Here is a 21,785-nt window from a genome sequence, read left to right as displayed (position 1 = left end):
ATCCGTGAATGAGGGGACCGGGCGCCCGGCCCGGGCCGGAAACGGTGTCCGGACCGGGCCGGGCCGGGAAGGGGGTCAGTGCATGAGCTTGCGCCGGCGGCCGCCCCGCAGGGCGGTGGCCAGCGAGACCCCGAGGACGGCGAGCACCAGCTGGGTCAGCACTTCGAGCCAGTCGATACCGTCGGTGTCGGCGTACCCGACACCCCGGGCGATCGCGGTGCCTGCGAAGGCCGCGACGATACCGACGACGATGGTCAGCCAGATCGGGATGTTCTGCTTGCCGGGCGCGAGCAGCCGGCCGAGAACACCGATGACCAGCCCCACGACCAAGGCACTGATGATTCCGGATATAGCCATCGCAACTCCATTGTTCGGCGATGGTTCCGGATTCCCGGACAATTCCCGATGAAACCTATTTCACATCACCGCCGATCCGCCAGCAACGGGCCGAGCGGGCCGAGATCGATGTTCAATTCCTCCGGGGACACGCCGAAATGCTCGCACAGTTCCGCCATGCGCTCGTCCAGCCGCATGAGCGTCAGCCCGATCGCCTCGACCTGCTCGTCGGTGAGGTCGCCGCGGTCCACCCGGCGCAGCGCCTGCTTTTCCATCAGTTGCCGCAGCAGTTCCACCACGGTCAGCACGAGACTGGCCAGACCGCGCTCGACGCTGTCCGGATCGGTGTCGATGCGGCGCTTCGCGGGGTCAGTCATCGGCGGGCTGCAGTGCGCTCACCGAGGACAGCAGCGTCCGCAGCGAGATGTGCACGAGGTCGACGTCGGCGATGGACAGGGTGATCTCACCCGTCACGACGACCCCGCCGGCGAGGACCCGGTCGAGGAGGTCGACCAGCGCCACGGGCTGGTCGGCGACGGGCGCGGGAAGCGGTTCGGTCATGTTTCCTCCAAGGACGAGAACGAGTACGGCGGCCACGGCCCGGTGAGCTGGACCCGGATCGCCGGGCTGTCGTCGTCGCAGGCCGCCACCGCCTCGGCGAAGGCACGCGCGTCGTCGTCGCCGACGAGGTAGGCGGCGTTGAGCACCATCTGCTGGTCGTCACCGGACAACGCCTTGCTCTGCAACGGGTGCAGGCGCGCGCCGGCGGCCAGCGCCGCGAGTCTGGAGTGGACCTTCGCGGCCTGTTCGCGCGCGAGCCGTTCGGCGTCCGCGCGCGCGTCGCGTTCGGCGCGGCGCCGGGCGAGGTACGCCGTCCCGGCCCCCCGGCGGGACGGCGTCTCCGCACGCCCGGCCGGCGGCGGCTCCTCGAGGAAGACCTTGACGCCCCACTCGGTCCGCCCGGCCACACGATCCAGGGTGCGCGCCAGCTCGTGCCCGCGGTGTTCGAGGACGCGGCGCACGCCGTGCTCGTCGCGGTACACCGTGGCCAGCCGCACCGGCACGACCGGACCGGCGCCGGCGAGGGCGCCGACCACGGCGTCGTGCGCGCGGGCCACGGCGCCGAGCCAGTCCAGGTCCTCCAGGTTGCGGTGCAGGGCCTCCTCGCCGAACGTCTCCAGTGGCACGTCGCCGACGACGGCCGCCAGCTCGCCGGCCTCCACTGCGCGCAGGGCCTCCCCGGCGACGCCGCGCAGTTCGCCCGCCGCGCCGGCGTTCTCCCGCCGGGCCACGGCGTAGAGCCAGATCCCGCTGTCCTCAAGCACCTCGGTCACCGTGCCGGTCCTCGATCACGGCGTGGTCGCCCGTGCCCTCCAGCTCCTCGACGCGGGCACGCAGCTCGCGGTTCTCCCGCTGCAGGCGCGTGGTGTCGCCGGAGAGCCACGGATCGCTTTCCCACCAGTTGATCCCGACCTCGCGCGCGGTCTCCAGCGACGCGATCACCAGGCGCAGCTTGATGGTCAGCAGTTCGATGTCGAGCAGGTTGACCCGGATGTCCCCGGCGATCACCAGCCCCTTGTCGAGCACTCTCTCCAGGATGTCCCCCAGGTTGGCGGGCTGGTGGTTGCCCAGCGCGGGCGACCCGCCTCCGCCGGGGGTGGTGGCCGGCTGCCCTGCGGCCATGTCAGGACACCCCGCTTCCGCTGTCGGCCCGGCCGCGGACGTACCGCTTGGTGCGCCGGTAGGCGAGCAGCTCCCCGTCGGCGCCGAGTTCCAGCTCGTACAGGGCGAGCATGTCGGCCGAGGACGGGATCCGCCGGTCCTCCAGCACTTCGAGCTCGACGAGCCAGCCGTCGTCGGTGGGTTCGACCGAGGTGACCGACACCGGGTTCCGGCTGATCAGCTCGCCGGCGTGGGCGAGCGCCCGCGACGCCGCTTCCGGCGCGGACAGCACGCCGTCTCCGCCGGCCTCATCGCGTGCAGCCACTTGGCGGTCACCTCTCCTTCTCGTCGGTCTCCGTCACGTCCAGCCGCCGCAGGACCTGCTGCTGGACCTCGGCCTCCTCCTCCGCCGTGATCTCCCCCGCCGCGCGCTTCTCCTCCGCCGCTTCGAGTTCGCGGCGGATCGACGCGGGCGCGGCGAGTTCCTCGTTGACCCGGCGCTGGATCAGCTCGCCGAGCTGGATCACGCCGCGCACCGGCAGCAGCGGGAGGCCGAGGATCCCGGACAGCAGGCCCATGCGCTACGCCTCCGGCCGTTGTGTCACGACGAAGTCGTACGCCGCGAGCGGGCCCAGCAGGCGCACCTCGGCGCGGCCCGACCAGTCCCGCGCGACGCGGTCGACGGCTTCCTCCAGATCGGACTGCTTCGCCGTCTCGACGAGGCACGCGAGGTGCACCGCGTCCTCTTCGTGCGTCGGCTCGCGCGGGGCGACCTGGGCGCCGATCTCGGCGAGCGCGTCGGCGACCCGCTTCGTGTCGGCATCGCGCCGGGCGGCGATCGCGTTGCCGATCCCCTCGCCCAGCGCGATCCGCTCGTTGCGCGTGGCGTCCTCGGACTTCCCGCGGATCGCCTCCCGCAACTGGGCGAGCTTCTCGTCGGACTCGAGGATCTCGCGCAGGATGGTCTCCTCCACGTAGCGCGCCTTCACGACGTACTGCGCCTTGCCCTCCAGCTCGTCCAGTGCCGCGACGAAGTCGTCCTGGTTGGCTTCGAGCAGTTCCGTGCGCACGGCGTCCTCGTCGGTGACCACGGCGCCGAAGCGCAACGGCAGCACCGGCACCTCGGCGGCGGCCGCGTCGAGCAGCGCCGCGTGCGCGGTGAGGTCCTCCGGCCGCCCGAGCGGCTTGTCCCGCGGGACCTCGCTCACCAGCGCGGCGATCCGGTCGTGCTTGACCGCGCGGACCTCGGCAGGCGGGTCGCCGACGCCACGGGCCTCCGGATCGGTCTCGACGTCGGACGGCACGATGCCGTACACGTAGACCACCGTCTCCCGCTCCTCGCTCATCGCCCACCGCCCTTCCGGCGGGCGCGCTCCGGCTCCTCGTCGCCGCCGAGGAGGTCCTGCAGCTTCTCGCCCGCGGCTTCCAGCGCTCCCCGGGTCTTCGCCTTCGAGCCGCCGGAGGTCACGTCCTCCAGCAGGTCCGGCAGGCCCTTCTGCTCGGTGTCGGAGATGTCCAGCCGGTTCACCGCCTCGGCGAACCGCAGGTAGGTGTCCACGCTCGCGATGACGACCCGGGCGTCGATGGTCAGCAGTTCGATCCCGACCAGCGACACGCGCACGTAGGCGTCCAGGACGAGTCCCTTGTCCAGGATCGTGTCGATCACGTCCGCGAGGCTGCTGGAGGTGGGCCGGTCCAGGCCCCCGCCGCCGCCCGACGGCTGCACCGCTGTCGTCATCGCCTGCTCCGTCCTCTGCCCGCCGACGCCCGGGCGCGTGTCCGCCGCGCCGGCGGTTCCTCGGCCTCTTCTTCGGGCTCTTCGTCTTCGGGTTCTTCCTCGTCCGGTTCTTCCTCGTCGGGCGCCTCGGCCTCGTCGGGCTCCGGCTCCTCGGGTTCCTCCTCCGGTTCCTCGTCGCTGTCCTGGACCTGGCCGTCGTGGATCTCGCCGCGCCAGCCCTCCACCTCGTCCGGGTGCAGGATCGCTTCGGTCATCACGTGCCGCTGGAAGTGCTTGAGCTCCAGCCGCGCGCGCCGCCCCTGGGCCCGCCAGATGTTGCCGGTGCGCTCGAACAGGCCCTGCGGGTGGTACTCCAGCACCAGCACGACGCGGGTCAGGTCCGGGGTCAGCTCGTGGAAGGTGACCGCGCCGTCGACGTGCCCCTTCTCACCCTTGGAGCGCCACACGATGCGCTCGTTGGGGACCTGTTCGAGGATCGTGGACTCCCACGTGCGGTGCGACCAGAAGATCTGCGCCTTCCAGGTCAGCTTCTCGTCGCTGGTCTGGTCGACGTTCTCGACCTTCTTCATGAAGCGCGGGAACTCGGTGAAGCGGGTCCACTGGTCGTACACCAGGTCGATCGGGGCGCCGATGTCGGCCTGCTCGACGATGTTGGTGACCTTGAGCTTGCCGCCCCCGCCACCACCGCCGCCGGAAACGGCGTCCTTCACCTTGTCCGCGAGCCCGGACAGCCCGCCCTTGACCGCGCCCATCATCGCCTTGCCCTTGACGCTGGGCTTGCCGCCGGTGACGGCTTCGATCAGGCCGCCACCGCCGCCACCGGAGGCGTAGTCCTGAAGGCGCCCGGAGGTCGAGGTGATCCGGTTCGCCAGCGAGGTCGACGCGCGGGTGGTGACCGCGCCGGCCAGTTTGCGCAGCGCTTCGGTCAGCTCGCTGGACGGCTTCGGGGCGGCGTCGGCCACGCCGGAGGCCGTGTCGGTGGTCTTCTCGAGAGTCTTCCTGATCTGGTCGGTGGCCACGGCGCTCACCTCCGCGCCCGGCGGACCGGGGTGCGGGCGGCGGCCGCCCGGCCGGTGCGGCGCGCCCGGGTGGGAGCGGGCTCTTCGTCCTCATCCTCCGGCTCCGGCTCGGGCTCGGGCCGCCGGCGCCGGGTGGCGGTGCGGCGGGCGCGCGCGGGTGGCGCGGGCTCCTCTTCGGGCTCCTCCTCCGGCTCTTCCTGGGACTCTTCGTCCTCTTCGGGCGCTTCTTCGGCCCGGTCCTCGGTCTCCTCGTCGGTGTCCTCCGGCTCCTCTTCGGCGCCCTCGTCCGCGGACGGGCGCTTCGCACCGTCCTGGAGGCGCTCGCTGAGCGACTCGATGCGCTGCGAGGCCGCCGTCACGGCGGCCGCCTTCGCCGCGCTGAGCAGCTGGTCGCGGGCGACGTCGGTCAGTTTCGTCAGCTCCGCGGACGAGCCGAGCTGGCTCAGGCCGTTCTGCAGCAGCTTCCCCGGGGTGACGCCGGTCTTGCCGGTCGCTCCCGCGGCCGCGATCATCAGCGCCAGGCGCATCTTCTTCGTGCGGCCCAGTAGGTAGCCGAGCCCGACACCGAGGGCGACACGCGATCCTGCCTTCATTCGTAGTCCTCCTGACTCCGGCGATTGGCGAGTCCTGCCGACAACCCACGCGCCACCCCCCGAACTCATCGGGGCGAGCAGGATGTACCGGCCGAGAACTACCCCGCGGCCTCGGCGGAAAAACTGCGAGCGGCGGCCGAAAAACAATTTCCACGACACGATCTTTGTCCAAGATCTACTCACCATTTTCCTACTGGGGCGTCAAAACACGGTTCAACAGGCCGCTTTCCGACGTGGGCGTCCGGGGTGGACCTATACTCCGGAAAATCGCCGGGACAATTCTCCGCGCGGAAATGGGTGACGAAACGAGTACCGATAGCGAGGGAATCGAGAGCGGATCCGCTGTCACCGGAACCGCGGCGAAGTTGCTTTCCGCGGCCCGCGGGCAGCGGCGACTGTCGCAACGGGAACTGGCGCGTCTGGCGGGCGTGCCACAGTCGACGGTGGCGACGATCGAGGCAGGCCGCCGTCAGCCGTCGGTCGCGATGCTGGAACGCCTGCTGCGCGCGGCGGGTTTCCACCTCGCCACGGAGCTCGTGAACGCGTTGCGCCCGAGCGAGCTCCTGGAGCGCCAGCGGCGAAGCGCCACCGAGGTCCTCGCGCGCTACCCGGTGACGCGGGCGTGGCTGACCGGCCCCGCCGCCCGCGGCGAGGACCGCCCGGATTCCGGCCTCGACCTGGCGGTGGCGCTACGCCCCGCCGCGACGGCCGACGACATCGCCGGGCTGGCCGCGGAACTGTCCGGTGTGCTCGGCTGCCCGGTCGAGGTGACGACCGGCGATTCCGGCGGTGGAGAGGACTTCTTCTACACGCGCAGCGCTTAGACCGGGCGCCTGTTGCACGTGGCGGCGGGCCAGGACAGCGCCGCCGTTGCCGAGAGGCACTGCCACGCGCACCGGCGGAAGCTGCCGCCACCCGGCACCGAGCCGCCACGTCAGACCGCCACCACCGGGTGGCGCCGAGCGCCCGTTGGCCATGGCGGCTGGCCAGGACAGCGCCGCCGTTGCCGAGAGGCGCTGCCACATGCACCGGCGGAAGCTGCCGCCACCCGGCACCGGCCCGCCACGTCAGACTGCCACCACCGGGTGGCGCCGAGCGCCCGTCGGCCATGGCCGCTGGCCAGGACAGCGCCGCCGTTGCCGAGAGGCACTGCCACCCCCACCAGCGGACGCTGCCGCCACCCGGCACCGGCCCGCCACGTCAGCCCGCAACCACCGGGTGGCGCACCACCGCGCCGAACAGGTAGCCCTGCGTGTTGTACGGCTCGATGTCCGGCTGGGCCACGCCGTGCCGGTCCACCGCGCGCGCCCGCAGCGTGTGCTCGCCCGGCCCCGGGCGCCACCGCAGCGTCCACCGCTGCCACCCGCGGCCGCTGCCGACGAACTCGGCGCGCCGCCACGTGCGGCCGTCGTCCGTGCTCACCTCGACCCGGCGGATGCCGCCGGTGCCGGACCAGGACCGGCCACGCAGCACGTGCTCCCGGCCCGCGGCGAGCGTCGCCCGCCACGGCAGTTCGAACACGCTCTTGGTGTTCTGCCGCGTCACCAGCACCCCATCCGGCGGGTAGTCCGGGCCGGTCAGCCGGTAGTACTGCGTGTCCCACGGCGAATCCAGCGGGGTGCGGGACACCTGGATGCGGCCGAGCCACTTGATGGACGCGATGCCGATCCAGCCCGGCACCACCAGCCGCGCCGGGAAGCCGTGGTCCGGCGGCAGCGGTTCGCCGTTCATCTCGTAGGCGACCAGGACGTCGTCGAGCGCCTTGCCCACCGGCAGCGGGCGCCGCACCCGGCCCAGGTTGACGCCGCCGGTGACGTAGTCGGCGTCGAGACCTTCGGGCAGCACGTCGACGGCGTCGCGAGCGAGGCCGGCCCGGTGCAGCAGCGTCGCCAGCGGCACGCCCCGCCAGCGCGCCACCCCGATCGCGCCGAGCCGCCACGCGGTGCCGGACACGGTCTGCCCCTGCTGCGAGGTGAAGAAGCCGCGCCCGTTGCCCGCGCACTCGATGGCCGCGGTGATCGTCTCCGACGGCAGGCGCAGCAGGTCGTCGTAGGTGACGGTGACCGGCCCGCCGCGCAGCCCGTCGCCGGTGATCTCCAGGCGCCAGGTCCGCGCGTCGAGCAGCGGGGTGGCGGTGTGGTTGCGCACGAAGAACCGGGACACCGGCACGATGTCCCCGACCGGGTGCGGCGAGTCCCACCGCATCTCGGCGTTCGTGCCGAGCACGGTGAAGTCCTCCGGCGGCAGGGGTTTCACGATGGGAGTGTCGGCCGCAGCGGTCGCTGCTGTCCACAACGGACCGGCGGCGGCGACCCCCGCCACGCCGAGCACGGTCCGCCGCCGCACGTTCACAGCGCGAGGTCCGCGGCCAGCACGTGGAACGCTTCCCGTTCCCGCGCCGAAAGCGGCACGGCGAGACGGTCGGCCGGATGGCCCAGCGGCGGATAGTCCGGACGGGGCAACGCGAAACCGACGTCGTAGGGCGCGCCGGCCGGCACCATCGCGTGCCCGATGCTGCCGAGCGCGCGACCGAACGCGCGGAGGATCCGGGCCACCGTCACCACCCCCTGAGCCGTGGAAGTCCCTCGGATCATGGAGGATTCCGGCGGATTCGCGGTAGCCGTCCCACAGAGCGGGCAACCGCTCAGCGCGGCCCGGTCAGGCGTGCGCCTCCGACATCTCCCACGGCGCCTGCGGCAGCACGTCCCCGGTCTCCAGCAGCGACTTCAGGTTCGCCAGCACCGCGGGCCAGCCGCTGGAGATGCCGTTGCGCATCTCCACGTTGGGCAGCCTCTCGTGGGTCACGGTGAGGCGCACGATCTGCTCGTGCGGCTCGACGAGGAAGGTGACCACCGACGGGTCCCGCGACTCGCCCAGCGAATCCTCGAACGTGATCACCAGCCGGGTCGGCGGCTCGGACTCGAGCACCTTGCCCACCACGTCCACGGCGCCCGACCCGTCCACGCGGCGGTGCTCCCACACCGAACCGGGCTGCCAGTCGGAGATGTTGGCGTGCCCCCAGTAGCGGGCGGTCAGGTCCGCGTCGGTGAGCGCCCGCCACACTTGGTCGGCGCTCGCGCGGATGTAGGTGACGTAGACGTAGTCCGGGACGGTCATGGCGTACTCCTCTGCCTGGTCTTTGATGGCCGCGAGCACACGCAGCCGGGGTTTGTCGAACTCGGCGATCCAGCGCTGCTCGATCTCGTGAATGGGCCCGGGATTGAGGTAGTGCAGGCGTTCCCGGCCGCGGCGCACCACGGTCACGAGGTTGGCCCGCACCAGGACGTCGAGGTGCTGGGTCGCCGACTGACGGGCCATCCCCAGCGGCTCGCACACCTGGCTCAGGGTCTGCCCGTTCTGCTCCCGCAGGCGGTCGAGCACCAGCCGCCGGGTCGGGTCGGCCAGCGCCTTGAACACCGCGTCCATCGCTTCCGCGCTCACGCCGACCATTATGCAGGTAAATACCTGCCTTTTGTCAACAACCGCTTCGACGCGGCGGCACAACCGCTGGTTGTGGCGGTAGGTTCGGCGCCGTGGATCTCGAGGCGGTGCGGACCTTCGCCGCGGTCGCCGCGGCGGGCCGGTTCCAGGCGGCCGCGGACGAGCTGGGCGTCACGCAGCAGGCGGCGTCGAAACGGGTGGCCGGCCTGGAGCGGCAGCTCGGCGTGCGGCTGTTCGTGCGCACGGCCGGCGGTGTGCGGCTCACCGTGGACGGGCAGGCGTTCCTGCCGCACGCCCGCGAACTGCTCCGCGCGGCGGAGCGCGCGCTGACGGCGGTCACACCGGGGCGGCGGGCGCTGCGGATCGACGTGCTGAACCGGCGGGTCGCGGCCGCCGGCATCCTGCACGACTTCTACCGGCAGCATCCCGGCATCGAACTGGACGTGGTCACGCTGACCGTGGACGCGGCGTCGGCGCTGGCCGAGGTCGCGGCGGGCACGCTCGACGCCACGTTCCGGTCGCTGCGGGCGACCGCGGGGAAGGTGCCTGCCGGGCTGCGGGCGGCACGGGTGATCGACGACCGGCACCAGGTGCTGGTCGGTCCGCGGCACCCGCTGGCCGGCACGGCCGCGGTGACGCTCGCCGAGCTCGCCGGGCACCCGATCTGGATGCCCGGCCTCGCCGACACCGAGGCGAAGGGCTACTACGAGGACCTCGCGGCCGCGTTCGGGCTCACCATCGACACGATCGGGCCGAGTTTCGGGGTGGAAGCGCTGCTCGCGGAGATCGCCGACTCGGCCCGGCTGGCGACCTTCGTCGGCGAGGGCTCGCGGTACCTGTGGCCGGAGAGCTACGACCTGCGCCGGATCCCGGTCGTCGGTCCGACGCCGGTGTACCCGCACTCGGTGATCTGGCGGGCCGACAACGCCCACCCGGTGCTGGCGAGCTTCCTCGACTACCTGCGCAGCCGCCACCGGGCCACCGCCGGCGGGGACGTGTGGGTGCCGGAGTGGGCACGCTAGACCTCGCTCGCGGCGAGGGCCTTGCGCAGGCTCGCGAGCGCCCGGTGCTGCGCGACGCGCACGGCGCCCGGCGTCGACCCGACCAGCTCGGCCGTCTCCTCCGCGGACAACCCGGCGACCACCCGCAGCACCACGATTTCCCGCTGCTTGTCCGGCAGCACCCGCAGCAAGCGCGACATGCGGTCGTTCAGTTCGCGGTGCAGCAGGCGCGCCTCGGGGCCGGTGTCGCCGTCGGCCTGGTCCGGCACCTCCGCGACGGGTTCCGCCCGGTTCCGGCCCGCCGCGCGGTGGGCGTCGGCGACCTTGTGCTGAGCGATGCCGTAGACGAACGCGAGGAACGGCCGGCCCTGGTCGCGGTAGCCGGGCAGGGCGGTGAGCACCGCGAGGCACACCTCCTGGGCGACGTCGTCGGCGGCGGCGAAGGACCCGTGCCTGCCGACGCGGGCCCGGCAGTACCGGACGACCAGCGGCCGGATCTCCGCGAGAACCCGTTCGACCGCGACGGGATCCCCGGCCACGGCGGCGGCGAGCCCGTCGCCGGCGACCTCGCGCGCCACCCGCGCCCGGAACGCCCGGACCCGCGCCGGATCGTCGAGATCGGCCGTGAAGAGGCGGTCGAGGTGCGCGCCCGCGGCGGTCAGCCGGGCGGTCAGGACGTCGTCGTCAATCATCGCTGTGCCTCCCGCCGGGTGGATCGAGAAGGTCCCGCAGCGCCCGCCGCCCCCGCGAGACGCGCTTCTTGGCCGCGGGCACCGAAATCCCGAGGGCATCGGCGATCTCCCGGAGGGAGAACCCCTCGGCGGCGAGCACCACCGCGTCGCGATGGCCGCCGGGCAGGGAGCGGAGCGCGCGCAGCGTCTCCACGGTTTCCAGGTGAGCCTCCGGCGAAGCCCAGGTGCGCTGCCGCGTCCGGTCGGCGATCAGGTGGGCGTCCGCGTCGGCGTTCCAGCGGGCTTTGCGCCGCGCGGCGAGCGCCATGTTGCGCACGGTAGCGAACAGCCAGGCCCGCTCCTTCTCGATCGGCCCCACTGTCCCCCGGTGCTCGCCTAGGACGAGCTCGGTCACCGCGTCCTCGGCGATCGTGCGCGCCTCGGAGACCGGGCACCCGAGCTTGACCGCGTACCCGGCGAGGTCGGCGTAGTAGAGCTTGCGGAGCGTCATGGCGCGCTCGGCGACATCGTCCGGCCCGCCCGTCACGTCGGAGCCGGCCGGGATCGCCTGCCTGCCCGTCCGCGCGTCCTGCCGGTCCGTCTGCTCATGTCGTCCTCCCTCGGCTCCACCAGTAAGTGACGCACGGCGGGCAGAGGTGACCAAGAATTTTCAGGCGGCGCGCCGCACGGTGCGGGATGCCGCGGCGAGGCTCGCTTCGCAGGCGGCGATCAGTTGCGCGTCGGCGCGGGTGTGGCTTCCGCGGGCGCACTTGGGGCACCTCAGGGCGACCGTGCCGAGCACCTCGTCGACCGCCACCTCCAGCGCCCGTTTGCACGGGCGGCACCACCGGTGCCCGCTGACCTGGCTGACGTGCAGGTCGCTGTGGCAGCACTGGTGGATCCAGCGGCGGTGCACCGGGCAGGTGATCCGGTCCAGCGGGTCCAGGAACCCGCACTCCTCGGCGTGGTCCTCGGCGACGAGCGCGTCGTCCAGTGCGATCCGGGTCAGCAGCGTCGTGGTGGTCATCGCTCTCGTCCTTTCTCCTCGTCCTTACCGGTACGTCGAGCCACCACGCGCCGGATCGACAGGACGGGGAGGGAATTCAGAGTTTCTTCACCACGCGCGCCGGGTTGCCGACCGCCAGCACGTTGGGCGGCAGATCGCGCGTCACCACCGACCCCGCACCCACCACGGTGTTCTCGCCGATCGTCACGCCGGGGCACACGATCACGCCACCGCCGAGCCACACGTTGTCGTGCAGGGTGATCGGCTCCGCGGCCTCCCACTTCTCCCGCCGCAGCCGCGCGTCGAGCGGGTGGGTGGGGGTCAGCAGCTGCACGCCGGGGCCGATCTGGGCGTCCGCGCCGATCGTGATCGGGGCGACGTCCAGCAGCACCGCGCCGTAGTTGAGGAACGCGCGCGGCCCGATGCCGATGTGCGAGCCGTAGTCGACGTACAGCGGCGGCCGCACCTCGGCGTCCTCCCCCAGCGACCCCAGCAGCTCACGAAGCACCGCCGGGTCCCCGCCGTCGTTGAACCGCCGCTGCAGCTCCGCCGCCCGCCGCAGCGCGGCCTGCAGCTCCGGGTCGTCCGCGCGGTACAGCTCCCCCGCGAGCATCCGTTCCCTCTGACCGGTCACGCGTCACCACACTGCCAGCGGCCGCACGGGCGCGCCAGTGGCCCCGACGACCGGCAGCGGCGCGCACACGAACAGGAATTCCGCTGGTCCGGCCGCCGACAGCTCCTCCAGGTTCATCACCTCGATGATGTTGATCCCGTTCTCCTGCAACAGGATCCGATGCACCGGCAACCGCCCCAGCCCCGCCTCCGGGCTGGTCTGCTCCAGCGCGATCGTGTCGCCGCCGACAGCGCGCACCCCGCGCTCGGCCAGCCACCGCGCACCGCTCGCGTCCAGCCCCGGCACACCACCCTCGCCGCCGAGATAATCCGCGGGCCGGTCCCACAGCTGCGCCCACCCGGTGCGGACGAGCGCGACGTCCCCGGCGCGCACTTCCAGGCCGGTCGCGGCGAGATCCTCCGCCGTGACGGCCTCCCCGGGCCCGAGCCGCGGCACGGCCCGCAGCCGCGGGATGTCGAACAGCACCCCGCGGCACAGGATCGGCGGCACCGCCTCGATGCCGCCGACCCGGTAGCGTCCCCGCTCCAGCGCCTGCGCCACCGGCACCCCGCCGTGCAGGACACCGTCGGCCGCGACGTGGCTGACCGCGTCCATGTGGGTGCCGACGTGCCCGCCCATGGTGATCAGCTCGTGCGACCCGGTCAGGCCGTCCTCGCGGACGACGTCACCGTGCCGCTGGGCGAGCGCGAACCGGAACGGCGGGTGCGTCGGCGAGGACGGCATGCCGTTCTCCAGCGGCTGCGAGAGATCGGCGATGCGGTGGCCGTCGGTCAGCGCGTCCAGCAGGGACATGGTTCAGCTCAGTTCCTTGGCTCGGGTCTCGGGCAGGGTGGCGATGGCGGCACTGGACACCAGCATCAGCAGGACGAGGTATCCGGTGAAGGCGGAGCGGCCGAACTCGGCGCCCACCCACGCCTGAAGATACGGCGCGGTCCCGCCGAAGGCCGCGACGGCGATCGAGTACGGCACGGCGAGCCCCAGCGCGCGGATCGCGGTCGGGAACATCTCGGCGTACACCGCGGGCAGGATCGACACGCCGGCGGAGATGAACACCGCCGCCAGGCTCATGCCCAGGAACAGCTGCCACGCGCTGGCACGCACGATGAACTGAACCGGGAACAGCAGCGCCGCGCACCCGAGGGTGGAGATCAGCAGCACCGGTTTCCGCCCGATCCGGTCGGACAGCATGCCCCAGAACGGCATGGTGACCATGAGGATCACCGCCGACCCGACCCCGGCCCACAGCGCGGCGGTCGACCCGATGTGCAGGGAGCTGATCGCGTACGCCGGGGCGGCGATCACCCACGAGTAGTAGACGACGGTGAACCCGATGGACAGCCCGATCACCTGCAGTGCCTGCCTGCGGTGCTCCACGATCGCCGGCCAGAGCCGGACCTTCTCCCGCCGCCGCGACGCGGTGAAGGTCTCGCTCTCGGTCAGGTTCCGTCGCATGTAGACGGCCACCAGCCCGAAGACGCCGCCGAGCAGGAACGGGATGCGCCAGCCGAAGGACTGCATCTGCTCCGGCGTCAGCACGACCGTGAGGACGAGCCCGAGCACGACGCCGACGGTGTTGCCGAAGACGCTGGCGATGTAGATCAGGCTGGACCAGCGCCCGCGCTGCGCCGCGGGCGCCATTTCGGACAGGTAGGTCTGCGCGGACGGCAGTTCCCCGCCGCACGCCAGGCCCTGCACCACGCGGGCGAGCAGCAGGATCAGCGACGCCCACGCGCCGACGGCGGCGTAGGTGGGGGCGATGCCGATGACGAAGCTGGCGCCCGCGATGGTCGCGACCGTGACCGTCATCGCGGTCCGCCGCCCGGCGCGGTCGGCGAACCAGCCGAACAGCAGCCCGCCCAGCGGCCGCGCGACGAACCCGACGGCGAACACGGCAAGGCTGGACAGCACCGCGGAGAACTGGTTGCCGCGGTCGAAGAACTGCGTGGCGAAGAACGGCACGAAGATCGCGTAGATGCCCCAGTCGTACCACTCGAGCGCGTGCCCGAGCCCGGTGCCGACGAGCGTGGTGGTGCGGCTCGTGGCCGGGGCCCGGGTGCCGCGCTGCGCGGTCTCGGTCATGGTCGGTCTCCTTCGGACGCGAGCCGGCGCCGTGCCAGCTCGGTGAACAGGGCCGCGCCGTCGGCGAGCACGGAGTCGTCGAACACGGCGTGGGGGCTGTGGTTGAACGCCACCCGGCGCGGGTCGGCGCCGGCGGGCAGCGCGCCGAGCGCGAGGAAGCAGCCGGGCACCTCGGCGAGGACGCGGGAGAAGTCCTCGGCGCCTGCGATGGGGTTGGGCATGGTCGCGTAGCCGTCGTCGCCGAACGTCTCGCGCACCACGTCGCGGGCGAACGCGGTCTCGCCGTCGTCGTTGACCGTCGCGGGGCGGGCTTCCAGGTACTCGGCGTCGGCCTCGACGTCGTGGGCCTGCGCGATGCCCCGGACCAGCCGGACCGCGGCGTCCCGCACACGCTGCCCGGCGTCGCGGGAGAAGGTCCGGACGGTGGCCTCGAACCGGGCGGTCTCCGGGATGATGTTGCTCCGCGATCCCGCCCGCACCACCCCGACGGTGAGCACCACGGGGTCGAACACGTCGAACCGGCGGGTGACCATCGTCTGCAGCGCGGTGATCATCTCGGCGGCCACCGGCACCGGGTCGCGCGCCAGGTGCGGGGCCGAGCCGTGCCCGCCGCGGCCGCGCACGGTGACCGCGAACGACGCGGAGGCGGCCATCATCGGACCGGGCCTGCTGGTGAACCCGCGCTCGAACGTGGAGAACACGTGCAGCCCGTATGCGGCCTCCACACGCGGGCCTGCCGCGTCGAGCACGCCTTCGTCGATCATCGCCCGGGCGCCCTCCCAGCCCTCCTCCCCCGGCTGGAACATGAACACCACGTCCCCGTCCAGCCGGTCGCGGCGGTCGGACAGCAGCCGGGCGGCGCCGGCGAGCATCGCGGTGTGCAGGTCGTGCCCGCAGGCGTGCATGGTCCCCTCGGCGCGCGAGGCGTAGGCCAGCCCGGTGGCCTCCTGCACGGGCAGCCCGTCCATGTCGGCGCGCAGCAGCACCGCCCGGCCGGAGCGGGCGCCCCGCAGCACGGCGGTGACCGCGGTGGAGCTGCGGCCGGTGGTGATCTCCAGCGGCAGGCCGTCCAGCGCCGCGAGCACGCGATCCTGCGTGCGGGGCAGGTGCAGGCCGACCTCCGGCTCGCGGTGCAGATCCCGCCGCAGCCGGACGAGGTCCTCCGCCATCGCCCTGGCGTCCGCCACCACCGACATCCGTTCTCGCCCTCCTCGTGGTCACGTTGTTCCCAGGAGTTTGCGCAGCGGCTACCCTGTGGCCGCCGAAATCGCATGATTCGCGCACCGTTTCCGGGCTCAGGGAGGTTTTCGTGCATCCGGACCTGGACGAGCGGGACCTCGAGCTGCTCCACGGGCTGCAGATCGCGCCGCGGGTGACCTGGGCGGAGGCGGCCAGGATCCTGGGCACGACCCCGGCGACGGTGGCGGCGCGCTGGGCCCGCCTGCGGGAGGCCGGGGTGGCGTGGGTGACGGCCCACCCCGGCGGCGACTACCGGCGGGTCGTCCTGGCGCTGGTCGAGGTGGACTGCCAGCCCGCCGCGCGGGACGAGGTGCTGCGGGCGGTGTGCGCGGATCCGCGCGCGGTCACCGTCGAGGAGTCGACGCGCGGCCGCGACCTGCTGCTCACCGTGATCACCCCCGATCTGGCCGGGCTCACCACGTTCGTGCTCGACGACCTGCCGCGAATGCCCGGCGTGCAGCGGCAGCGCACGCACGTCGTCAGCGCCACCCACCGCGACGGCAGCTCGTGGCGGCTGGACGCGCTGAACCGGTCGCAGGAGCTGGCGTTCGAGGTCGCGGCCCGGGCAACCCGCCCGGCGCCGGGCGTGACCGCGCCGCCGAACGCGGGCCCGTTGATCTCCGCGCTGGCCCACGACGGGCGGCGCACGGCCGCCGAGCTGGCGTCGCTGACCGGCCGCAACCCGGCGACCGTGCGGCGGCAACTCGCCCGGCTGCTCGCCTCGGGGCTGCTGTCGTTCCGGTGCGAGGTCGCCCAGTCGGTGTCGCGCTGGCCGATCAGCAGCACCTGGCTGGCCAGCGTCGCCCCGGCCGACCAGCAGCGCACCGTCGAGGCGATCACGACGCTGCCGGAACTGCGGATGTGCCTGTCCACCACCGGCGACAGCAACATCGCCTTCACCGTGTGGACCCGGTCGCTGGCCGACCTGCTGCGGCTGGAGCGCCTCATCGGGGAGAAGCTGCCGTGGCTCACCGTGCGCGACAACGGGATCAACCTGCGCACCCCGAAGCGGATGGGATGGCTGCTCACCCCGGACGGGCGCGCCACCGGCGAGGTCGTGCCGCCGGTGACGTGGTGATCGCTACCGCGGCAACGGCTGCGCGGCGATGAGCTCCTCCGGCGCGGACAGCCGCCACGCCTCGTAGACCAGTTCGGCCAGCTCGTCGGCGTCGATGCCGGCCAGGTGGACCACCACCCAGCCGAACCCGCCCGCGGTGAACTGCTCCTCGAACACCTCCGGCCGCTCCGCGACCAGCGCCTGCTGCTCGATCAGGGTCTGCTTCAGGCCCACGGTCTCCGTCCGCGGCCAGTAGTAGCCGAACCGCTTGCCGCGCACGCTGTAGGACGTGTACTCGCTGCCCTTGCCGCGCTCGACCTCCGCCAGCGCGTCCACCATCTCGTGGAACTCCGCACTGCGCACGCTCATCGCCCACCCCCGTCGTCCGGCCCCCAGCCTAGACAAACCGGGCAGGGGTCAGGAATCGGTCCAGGGCCGCAGTTTCTCCGGGTTGCGCACCGCCCAGATGCGGATGACGCGGTCGCCGTCGACCTCGAACGCCAGCACCGCCTCGGTGCGGCCGGCGTGCCGGACCACCAGGCCGGGCTGGCCGTTGACCGGGCGTTCCTCCAGGCCGAGACCGGGGGCCTGCTCGACGAGCGCGGCCATGTAGCGCGCGATCTCCTCCGCGCCTTCGATCGGGTGCGGCGCGGCGCTGACGAGACCGCCGCCGTCGGCGACCACCGTCGCGCCGGGGTCGAGCAGCCCGACCAGCGCCCGGATGTCCCGGTTCTCCCACGCCCGCTTGAAGTTCCGCACGACCTCCGCCCGCTGCTCGGCGGAGGCGGCGGGCACCCGCGCCTCGCGGACGCGGCGCCGCGCCGACGTGGCGAGCTGACGGCACGCCGCGGGTGTGCGGCCGACGATCTCAGCGACCTCGGCGAACGGGTAGCGGAACACGTCGTGCAGCACGAACGCCACCCGCTCGGCCGGGGTCATCGCGTCGAGCACGACGAGGAAGGCCATGCTGACCGACTCGTCGAGCGTGACGCGGTCGGCCGGGTCGGCGGCGGACTCGCGGTCGGGAAGGGGCTCCGGGATCCACTCGCCGACGTACCGCTCGCGGCGGGCGCGGGCCGAGCCGAGCAGGTCGAGGCAGATCCGGCTGGCCACGGTCGTCAGCCAGGCGCCCGGGGACTCGATCGCCTCCTGCTGGGCGCGGGACAGGGAGTACCACCGGGCGTAGGTCTCCTGCACGACGTCCTCGGCGTCGGCGAGGGTGCCGAGCAGCCGGTACGCGAGGTTGATCAGCTGACGCCGCTCGCTGATGACGGCGCTCAGGCCCGGATCGGTGGTCATGGTGGCTCCCTCGGTCTCGTGCTCCCCCTCTTGACGAGACAGCGCCCCCGATTGTGAGGCGTGTCCGGATGTGACAGAACACCGTCATTGCCGCCATGGCCGCCGCCGGTCACGATGGGTGCATGGCAACCACCCGCCGTGTCGTGATCGCGGTCTTCCCCGACGTCGACCTCCTCGACGTCACCGGCCCGGCCGAGGTGTTCACGCTGGCCAACCGCGCGACCCGCGGCGCGGCCGGCTACGCCGTCCAGCTCGCCGGACCGGACGGCGGCGTCGTCACGACGTCGGCGGGGGTGCGGCTGGTGACCGATCTCGCGTTCGCCGAGGTGGACGGCGCGCTGGACACGCTCCTGGTGCCCGGCGCGGTCGACCTGCGCCCGGACGGGCCGGTCGCCCGGATCGACCAGGAGGTGGTGACCTGGGTGAAGGCGACCGCGCCGCAGGCCCGCCGCGTCGCCTCGGTGTGCGTGGGAGCGCACGTCCTGGCCGCGGCCGGGCTGCTGGACGGCAAGACCGCCACCACCCACTGGTCGACCGCCGCGCAGCTGGCCGCCGACCACCCGGCGGTGCGGGTGGACCCCGACCCGATCTTCGTGCGCTGCGGGGACGTGTGGACCGGCGCCGGGATCAGCGCCTGCATGGACCTCGCGCTGGCGCTGGTGGCCGAGGACCTGGGCGAGGAGGTCGCCCTGGACGTGGCGCGGCAGCTGGTCATGTACCTCAAGCGCCAGGGCGGGCAGAGCCAGTTCTCGGTCCCGCTGAGCTCGCCGCCCGCCGCGCGGCGGGACATCGACGAGCTGCGGATGTTCATCGCCGACCACCTCGGCGGCGACCTGTCCACCGCGGCGCTGGCGGACCGGATGTGCCTGAGCGAGCGGCACTTCGCCCGCGTCTTCCGGCAGGAGACCGGCCGCACGCCGGCCGCCTACGTCGAGGCCGCCCGGGTCGAGGCCGCGCGCCGCCTCCTGGAGAGCACCGACGAGCCGCTGGACCGGATCGCCGCGGCATGCGGGCTCGGCTCGGTGGAGACGCTGCACCGGGCGATGCGCAAGCAGATCGGCACCACGCCGGCCGCCTACCGGCGCCGGTTCCGCACCACCGTCTGACCCTGTGATTTCGGGCGCGGCAATCCCGCCGCGCCTGCCGTTTCCCTGCCCAGAAGGAGTTCCGTCATGCCCGTTTCCCCGACCCTGCGGGAGGTGCTCGGCCTCGGCGCCGAGCTGCCCCGGCTCGCCGACACCACCGTCGTGCTGATCGACTTCCAGAACACCTACCGCACCGGGGTGATGACCCTTGAGGGCGCGGAGCCTGCCCTCGCCGCGGGGGCCCGCCTGCTCGCCGCGGCCCGCGCGGCCGGCGCGCCGGTGGTGCACGTGCTCAACGATGGCGGGCCGGGCAGCCCGTACGACATCCGGGCCGATATCGGCGCGATCAGCCCCGAGGTGTCGCCCGCCGAGGGTGAGCCCGTGGTGGTCAAGCGCTTCCCGGACGCCTTCCATGAGACGGAGCTGGAGAAGGTGCTGCGCGAGCTGGGTTCCGGCACGGACCTGGTGCTGGCCGGTTTCATGACCCACATGTGCGTCACGTTCACCGCCCAGGGCGCCTTCAACCGTGGCTACCGCCCGACGATCGTCGCCGAGGCCACCGCGACCCGGGCCCTGCCCGCCCCGGACGGCACCGCGGTGGCGGCGGGCACGCTGCAGACCGCGGCCCTGACCACGATCGGCGACCTGTTCGGCACGATCGCGCCGACGGTGGCGGACCTGACGCGCTGACCGCTCCGGCGCGGCCGCCGGAACGCCCTTGGTCGCGTTCCCGACGGGCTGGGCACGGACACTGGAGTTGCCCGACGGCCAAGGCGACCGCGGGCAACCGAACCGGCGGTGGATCGCCGCCGTCGTGGTCGCGCTGCGGCGTGTCGCCGGCGCCCTTCTCCGGGCTGGATCGGAGCGAACGCCACGCTCCGATCCAGCTCCGCGACACTGAATGAACAGCGCACCCAAAACGTCGCCCGTGCCCCACAGGTAGCCCTGACGGTAGGCGGTCGACAGTGCGAAGCGTGAGACCGTGCGGTGCGGTCACGCTCTCGTCCGCAGCCGTCGCCGCGGATCGCCGGGGGCTCAGCGCAGCCGGCGCGCGCGTTCCGCCGCGAACGCCCGGCCCAGCCCGATCCGCTCCGCCGGGGAGACCGTCCGCCGCAGCTCGTTGAGCAGGCCGCGCTCGACGGCGCGGATGTGCTCGGCCACGACGCTTTCCAGGCGCAGCAACGCTTTCTCCCCCTCCGGGCCGGGGTCCAGCGCGGCCCGCGCGTCCGCCGCGAAGTCCGGCACGACGGCGCGCAGGACGCGCGAAGCCGCCGTGGCGTGGGCGGTCAGCAGCGACACCAGCTCACCCGCCAGCGCGGCCCGGTCGGCCTCGTCGTTGCGCAGTTCGCGGAACAGCTCCTCCATCCGCCGGTGGTCGGCCTGCACCAGCTCCGTCACGTCGGTGCCGGGCGTCGCCGCCGGGGACGGGCGCGTCCAGCCGAACGTCAGCTCCACCGCCTGCCGCCAGTGCGCGTACTCCCGCTCGCGGCGGGACGGGTCCATCTCCGGCAGCCACTGGCCCGCCCGGTGCCAGTTGCGCCGCAGCCCCTCCAGGTCCGGCCAGTACCCCACCGACAAACCCGCCGCGTAGGCCGCGCCCAGCGACACCGTCTCCGCCACCATCGGCCGCACCACCGGCACGTCCAGGACGTCCGCGACGAACTGCATCAGCAGGTTGTCCGCGGTCATCCCGCCGTCGACGCGCAGCGTGGACAACGCTATGCCGGAGTCCGCGTTCATCGCCTCGACCACCTCACGCGTCTGCCAGCCGGTGGCCTCCAGCACCGCCCGCGCCAGGTGCCCCTTGGTGATGTACGAGGTCAGCCCGGCGATCACCCCGCGCGCCTCGCTGTGCCAGTGCGGCGCGAACAACCCGGAGAACGCCGGCACGATGTAGCAGCCGCCGTTGTCCTCGACGGTCCGCGCCAGCGTCTCGATCTCCGGCGCGCTGCCGATCAGTCCCAGCCCGTCGCGGAACCACTGGACCAGCGAGCCGGTGACGGCGATCGAGCCTTCCAGCGCGTACACCGCGGGCTCGTCGCCGATGCGGAAGCCGACCGTGGTGAGCATGCCGTGCGTGGACAGCACCGGGGTCGTGCCGGTGTTGAGCAAGAGGAAACTGCCGGTGCCGTAGGTGCACTTCGCCTCGCCCGGCGCGAAGCAGGTCTGGCCGAACAACGCGGCCTGCTGGTCACCCAGCGCGGCGGCGATCCGGATCCCCGGCACCACCCGCGACGTCGTGCCGTACACCTCGGTGGACGAGCGGATCTCCGGCAGCATCGCCCGCGGCACGTCGAAGAACTCCAGCAGCTCGTCGTCCCAGGACAACGTGCGCAGGTTCATCAGCATCGTGCGCGAGGCGTTGGTGACGTCGGTGACGTGCACCCCGCCGTCCGGCCCGCCGGTGAGGTTCCAGATCAGCCAGCTCTCGATGGTGCCGAACAGCACGTCGCCGCGCTCGGCCCGCTCACGCAGGCCCGGCGTGTGCTCCAGCTGCCAGCGGATGCGCGGCGCCGAGAAGTACGTCGCCAGCGGCAGCCCGCACAGCCGCCGGACGCGGTCCGCGCCCGGCTCGCGGGCCAGCGCCTCGACCATCGCGTCGGTGCGGGTGTCCTGCCACACGATCGCCCGCCCCACAGGCACGCCGGTGTGCCGGTCCCACAGCACGGTCGTCTCGCGCTGGTTGGCGATCCCGAGCGCGGCGACCTGCTCCGCGCCGATACCGGCGTCGGCCAGCGCCTGCGGCACGATCCGGCCGAGGTTGCGCCAGATCTCGGTCGCGTCGTGCTCGACCCAGCCCGGGCGCGGGAAGTGCTGCTGGTGCTCGCGCTGCGCCACGGACACCAGCCGCCCGCGGGCGTCGAACAGGATGCACCGGGTCGACGTGGTGCCCTGGTCGACCGCCATCACGTAGTGCTGCACCGG

At 73.0% G+C, this 21,785-nt stretch carries 29 protein-coding genes; 5 read left to right on the top strand and 24 right to left on the bottom strand.

Going from position 1 to position 21,785, the window contains the following annotated elements; all coding sequences use genetic code 11:
* Nucleotides 1-75: 75 nt before the first annotated feature.
* The 11 genes from L2C96_RS01255 to L2C96_RS01205 all read right to left on the bottom strand — a co-directional run bounded on the left by L2C96_RS01255 (nucleotide 76) and on the right by L2C96_RS01205 (nucleotide 5,348).
* The gene (locus L2C96_RS01255; protein ID WP_027935867.1) at nucleotides 76-357 is read right to left on the bottom strand and encodes a GlsB/YeaQ/YmgE family stress response membrane protein; all 282 of its coding nucleotides are present in this window, start codon (nucleotides 355-357) and stop codon (nucleotides 76-78) included.
* Between the two features lie 65 nt (nucleotides 358-422).
* A complete protein-coding gene (locus tag L2C96_RS01250; RefSeq protein ID WP_020418059.1) occupies nucleotides 423-713 on the bottom strand; it encodes a gas vesicle protein K in 291 nt (96 codons plus the stop codon).
* The gene (locus L2C96_RS01245; protein ID WP_020418060.1) at nucleotides 706-897 is read right to left on the bottom strand and encodes a gas vesicle protein; all 192 of its coding nucleotides are present in this window, start codon (nucleotides 895-897) and stop codon (nucleotides 706-708) included. Before L2C96_RS01245 ends, L2C96_RS01250 begins: the two co-directional genes overlap by 8 nt.
* A complete protein-coding gene (locus L2C96_RS01240) occupies nucleotides 894-1,670 on the bottom strand; it encodes a GvpL/GvpF family gas vesicle protein (RefSeq protein ID WP_020418061.1) in 777 nt (258 codons plus the stop codon). The genes L2C96_RS01245 and L2C96_RS01240 overlap by 4 nt, the downstream gene beginning before the upstream one ends.
* Nucleotides 1,654-2,019 (bottom strand): gas vesicle protein, encoded by a 366-nt coding sequence (locus L2C96_RS01235; protein WP_237334765.1) that lies wholly within the window; start codon nucleotides 2,017-2,019, stop codon nucleotides 1,654-1,656. Before L2C96_RS01235 ends, L2C96_RS01240 begins: the two co-directional genes overlap by 17 nt.
* Nucleotide 2,020: 1 nt before the next feature.
* The gene (locus tag L2C96_RS01230) at nucleotides 2,021-2,323 is read right to left on the bottom strand and encodes a gas vesicle protein GvpO (protein WP_039791447.1); all 303 of its coding nucleotides are present in this window, start codon (nucleotides 2,321-2,323) and stop codon (nucleotides 2,021-2,023) included.
* A 7-nt stretch (nucleotides 2,324-2,330) separates the two neighbouring features.
* The gene (locus L2C96_RS01225) at nucleotides 2,331-2,576 is read right to left on the bottom strand and encodes a gas vesicle protein GvpG (RefSeq protein ID WP_237334764.1); all 246 of its coding nucleotides are present in this window, start codon (nucleotides 2,574-2,576) and stop codon (nucleotides 2,331-2,333) included.
* Nucleotides 2,577-2,579: 3 nt separating this feature from the next.
* Nucleotides 2,580-3,344 carry a GvpL/GvpF family gas vesicle protein gene (locus L2C96_RS01220; RefSeq protein WP_237334763.1) on the bottom strand — a complete coding sequence of 255 codons (765 nt, stop codon included), beginning with the start codon at nucleotides 3,342-3,344 and terminating at the stop codon, nucleotides 2,580-2,582.
* The gene (gene gvpJ / locus L2C96_RS01215; RefSeq protein WP_020418066.1) at nucleotides 3,341-3,736 is read right to left on the bottom strand and encodes a gas vesicle protein GvpJ; all 396 of its coding nucleotides are present in this window, start codon (nucleotides 3,734-3,736) and stop codon (nucleotides 3,341-3,343) included. Before gvpJ ends, L2C96_RS01220 begins: the two co-directional genes overlap by 4 nt.
* Nucleotides 3,733-4,755 carry an SRPBCC family protein gene (locus L2C96_RS01210; protein ID WP_157358529.1) on the bottom strand — a complete coding sequence of 341 codons (1,023 nt, stop codon included), beginning with the start codon at nucleotides 4,753-4,755 and terminating at the stop codon, nucleotides 3,733-3,735. Before L2C96_RS01210 ends, gvpJ begins: the two co-directional genes overlap by 4 nt.
* A gap of 5 nt (nucleotides 4,756-4,760) precedes the next feature.
* Entirely contained in the window at nucleotides 4,761-5,348 is a 588-nt protein-coding gene (locus tag L2C96_RS01205) for a hypothetical protein (protein ID WP_237334762.1), read from the bottom strand.
* 365 nt (nucleotides 5,349-5,713) lie between these two features.
* Between L2C96_RS01205 and L2C96_RS01200 the strand changes: the two genes are divergently transcribed.
* On the top strand, nucleotides 5,714-6,172 hold the full coding sequence (locus L2C96_RS01200) for an XRE family transcriptional regulator (RefSeq protein ID WP_237335120.1): 459 nt from the start codon (nucleotides 5,714-5,716) through the stop codon (nucleotides 6,170-6,172).
* A gap of 376 nt (nucleotides 6,173-6,548) precedes the next feature.
* Here L2C96_RS01200 and L2C96_RS01195 read toward each other — a convergent pair whose 3' ends face one another.
* The 3 genes from L2C96_RS01195 to L2C96_RS01185 form a co-directional block, all read right to left on the bottom strand.
* A complete protein-coding gene (locus L2C96_RS01195) occupies nucleotides 6,549-7,604 on the bottom strand; it encodes a sulfite oxidase (protein WP_237334761.1) in 1,056 nt (351 codons plus the stop codon).
* A 92-nt stretch (nucleotides 7,605-7,696) separates the two neighbouring features.
* A complete protein-coding gene (locus L2C96_RS01190) occupies nucleotides 7,697-7,903 on the bottom strand; it encodes a hypothetical protein (RefSeq protein WP_235716301.1) in 207 nt (68 codons plus the stop codon).
* 103 nt (nucleotides 7,904-8,006) lie between these two features.
* The gene (locus tag L2C96_RS01185) at nucleotides 8,007-8,798 is read right to left on the bottom strand and encodes an ArsR/SmtB family transcription factor (RefSeq protein WP_237334760.1); all 792 of its coding nucleotides are present in this window, start codon (nucleotides 8,796-8,798) and stop codon (nucleotides 8,007-8,009) included.
* Between the two features lie 83 nt (nucleotides 8,799-8,881).
* On the opposite strand from L2C96_RS01185, the gene L2C96_RS44945 reads away from it, so the two are divergent.
* The gene (locus L2C96_RS44945; RefSeq protein ID WP_237334759.1) at nucleotides 8,882-9,811 is read left to right on the top strand and encodes a LysR family transcriptional regulator; all 930 of its coding nucleotides are present in this window, start codon (nucleotides 8,882-8,884) and stop codon (nucleotides 9,809-9,811) included.
* Here L2C96_RS44945 and shbA read toward each other — a convergent pair.
* The 7 genes from shbA to L2C96_RS01145 form a co-directional block, all read right to left on the bottom strand.
* Nucleotides 9,808-10,482 carry an RNA polymerase sigma factor ShbA gene (gene shbA / locus L2C96_RS01175; protein ID WP_237334758.1) on the bottom strand — a complete coding sequence of 225 codons (675 nt, stop codon included), beginning with the start codon at nucleotides 10,480-10,482 and terminating at the stop codon, nucleotides 9,808-9,810. The two genes, L2C96_RS44945 and shbA, sit on opposite strands and share 4 nt — an antisense overlap.
* The gene (locus L2C96_RS01170) at nucleotides 10,475-10,972 is read right to left on the bottom strand and encodes an RNA polymerase sigma factor (RefSeq protein WP_237334757.1); all 498 of its coding nucleotides are present in this window, start codon (nucleotides 10,970-10,972) and stop codon (nucleotides 10,475-10,477) included. Before L2C96_RS01170 ends, shbA begins: the two co-directional genes overlap by 8 nt.
* Before the next feature lie 159 nt (nucleotides 10,973-11,131).
* Nucleotides 11,132-11,488, bottom strand: a complete 357-nt coding sequence (locus tag L2C96_RS01165; RefSeq protein ID WP_237334756.1) for a hypothetical protein — start codon at nucleotides 11,486-11,488, stop codon at nucleotides 11,132-11,134.
* Between the two features lie 76 nt (nucleotides 11,489-11,564).
* A complete protein-coding gene (locus L2C96_RS01160; protein WP_308191127.1) occupies nucleotides 11,565-12,101 on the bottom strand; it encodes a sugar O-acetyltransferase in 537 nt (178 codons plus the stop codon).
* A gap of 3 nt (nucleotides 12,102-12,104) precedes the next feature.
* Nucleotides 12,105-12,893 (bottom strand): cyclase family protein, encoded by a 789-nt coding sequence (locus L2C96_RS01155; RefSeq protein WP_237334755.1) that lies wholly within the window; start codon nucleotides 12,891-12,893, stop codon nucleotides 12,105-12,107.
* Between the two features lie 3 nt (nucleotides 12,894-12,896).
* Nucleotides 12,897-14,180, bottom strand: a complete 1,284-nt coding sequence (locus L2C96_RS01150; protein WP_237334754.1) for an MFS transporter — start codon at nucleotides 14,178-14,180, stop codon at nucleotides 12,897-12,899.
* Nucleotides 14,177-15,376, bottom strand: a complete 1,200-nt coding sequence (locus L2C96_RS01145; RefSeq protein WP_237334753.1) for a M20 metallopeptidase family protein — start codon at nucleotides 15,374-15,376, stop codon at nucleotides 14,177-14,179. Before L2C96_RS01145 ends, L2C96_RS01150 begins: the two co-directional genes overlap by 4 nt.
* A gap of 113 nt (nucleotides 15,377-15,489) precedes the next feature.
* Here L2C96_RS01145 and L2C96_RS01140 point away from each other — a divergent pair, with 113 nt between their 5' ends.
* Complete coding sequence (locus L2C96_RS01140; RefSeq protein WP_237334752.1) at nucleotides 15,490-16,497, top strand: Lrp/AsnC family transcriptional regulator; 1,008 nt, start codon at nucleotides 15,490-15,492, stop codon at nucleotides 16,495-16,497.
* A 3-nt stretch (nucleotides 16,498-16,500) separates the two neighbouring features.
* Here the strand turns inward: L2C96_RS01140 and L2C96_RS01135 are convergent, their stop codons facing one another.
* The gene (locus L2C96_RS01135) at nucleotides 16,501-16,845 is read right to left on the bottom strand and encodes an MmcQ/YjbR family DNA-binding protein (protein WP_020422805.1); all 345 of its coding nucleotides are present in this window, start codon (nucleotides 16,843-16,845) and stop codon (nucleotides 16,501-16,503) included.
* A gap of 48 nt (nucleotides 16,846-16,893) precedes the next feature.
* Entirely contained in the window at nucleotides 16,894-17,775 is an 882-nt protein-coding gene (sigJ, locus tag L2C96_RS01130; RefSeq protein ID WP_237334751.1) for an RNA polymerase sigma factor SigJ, read from the bottom strand.
* 122 nt (nucleotides 17,776-17,897) lie between these two features.
* Between sigJ and L2C96_RS01125 the strand changes: the two genes are divergently transcribed.
* Nucleotides 17,898-18,881 (top strand): GlxA family transcriptional regulator, encoded by a 984-nt coding sequence (locus tag L2C96_RS01125; RefSeq protein ID WP_237334750.1) that lies wholly within the window; start codon nucleotides 17,898-17,900, stop codon nucleotides 18,879-18,881.
* Nucleotides 18,882-18,947: 66 nt separating this feature from the next.
* Nucleotides 18,948-19,550, top strand: a complete 603-nt coding sequence (locus tag L2C96_RS01120) for an isochorismatase family protein (protein ID WP_237334749.1) — start codon at nucleotides 18,948-18,950, stop codon at nucleotides 19,548-19,550.
* 345 nt (nucleotides 19,551-19,895) lie between these two features.
* Here the strand turns inward: L2C96_RS01120 and glpK are convergent, their stop codons facing one another.
* Complete coding sequence (gene glpK / locus L2C96_RS01115) at nucleotides 19,896-21,767, bottom strand: glycerol kinase GlpK (protein ID WP_237335118.1); 1,872 nt, start codon at nucleotides 21,765-21,767, stop codon at nucleotides 19,896-19,898.
* Nucleotides 21,768-21,785: the final 18 nt, after the last annotated feature.

The sequence above is a fragment of the Amycolatopsis tucumanensis genome (genome assembly GCF_021654135.1).
Taxonomy (GTDB): Bacteria; Actinomycetota; Actinomycetes; order Mycobacteriales; family Pseudonocardiaceae; genus Amycolatopsis_E; species Amycolatopsis_E tucumanensis.
Note: the sequence above shows the minus strand (reverse complement) of the source record. Positions and strands in the feature narration are given on the sequence as shown.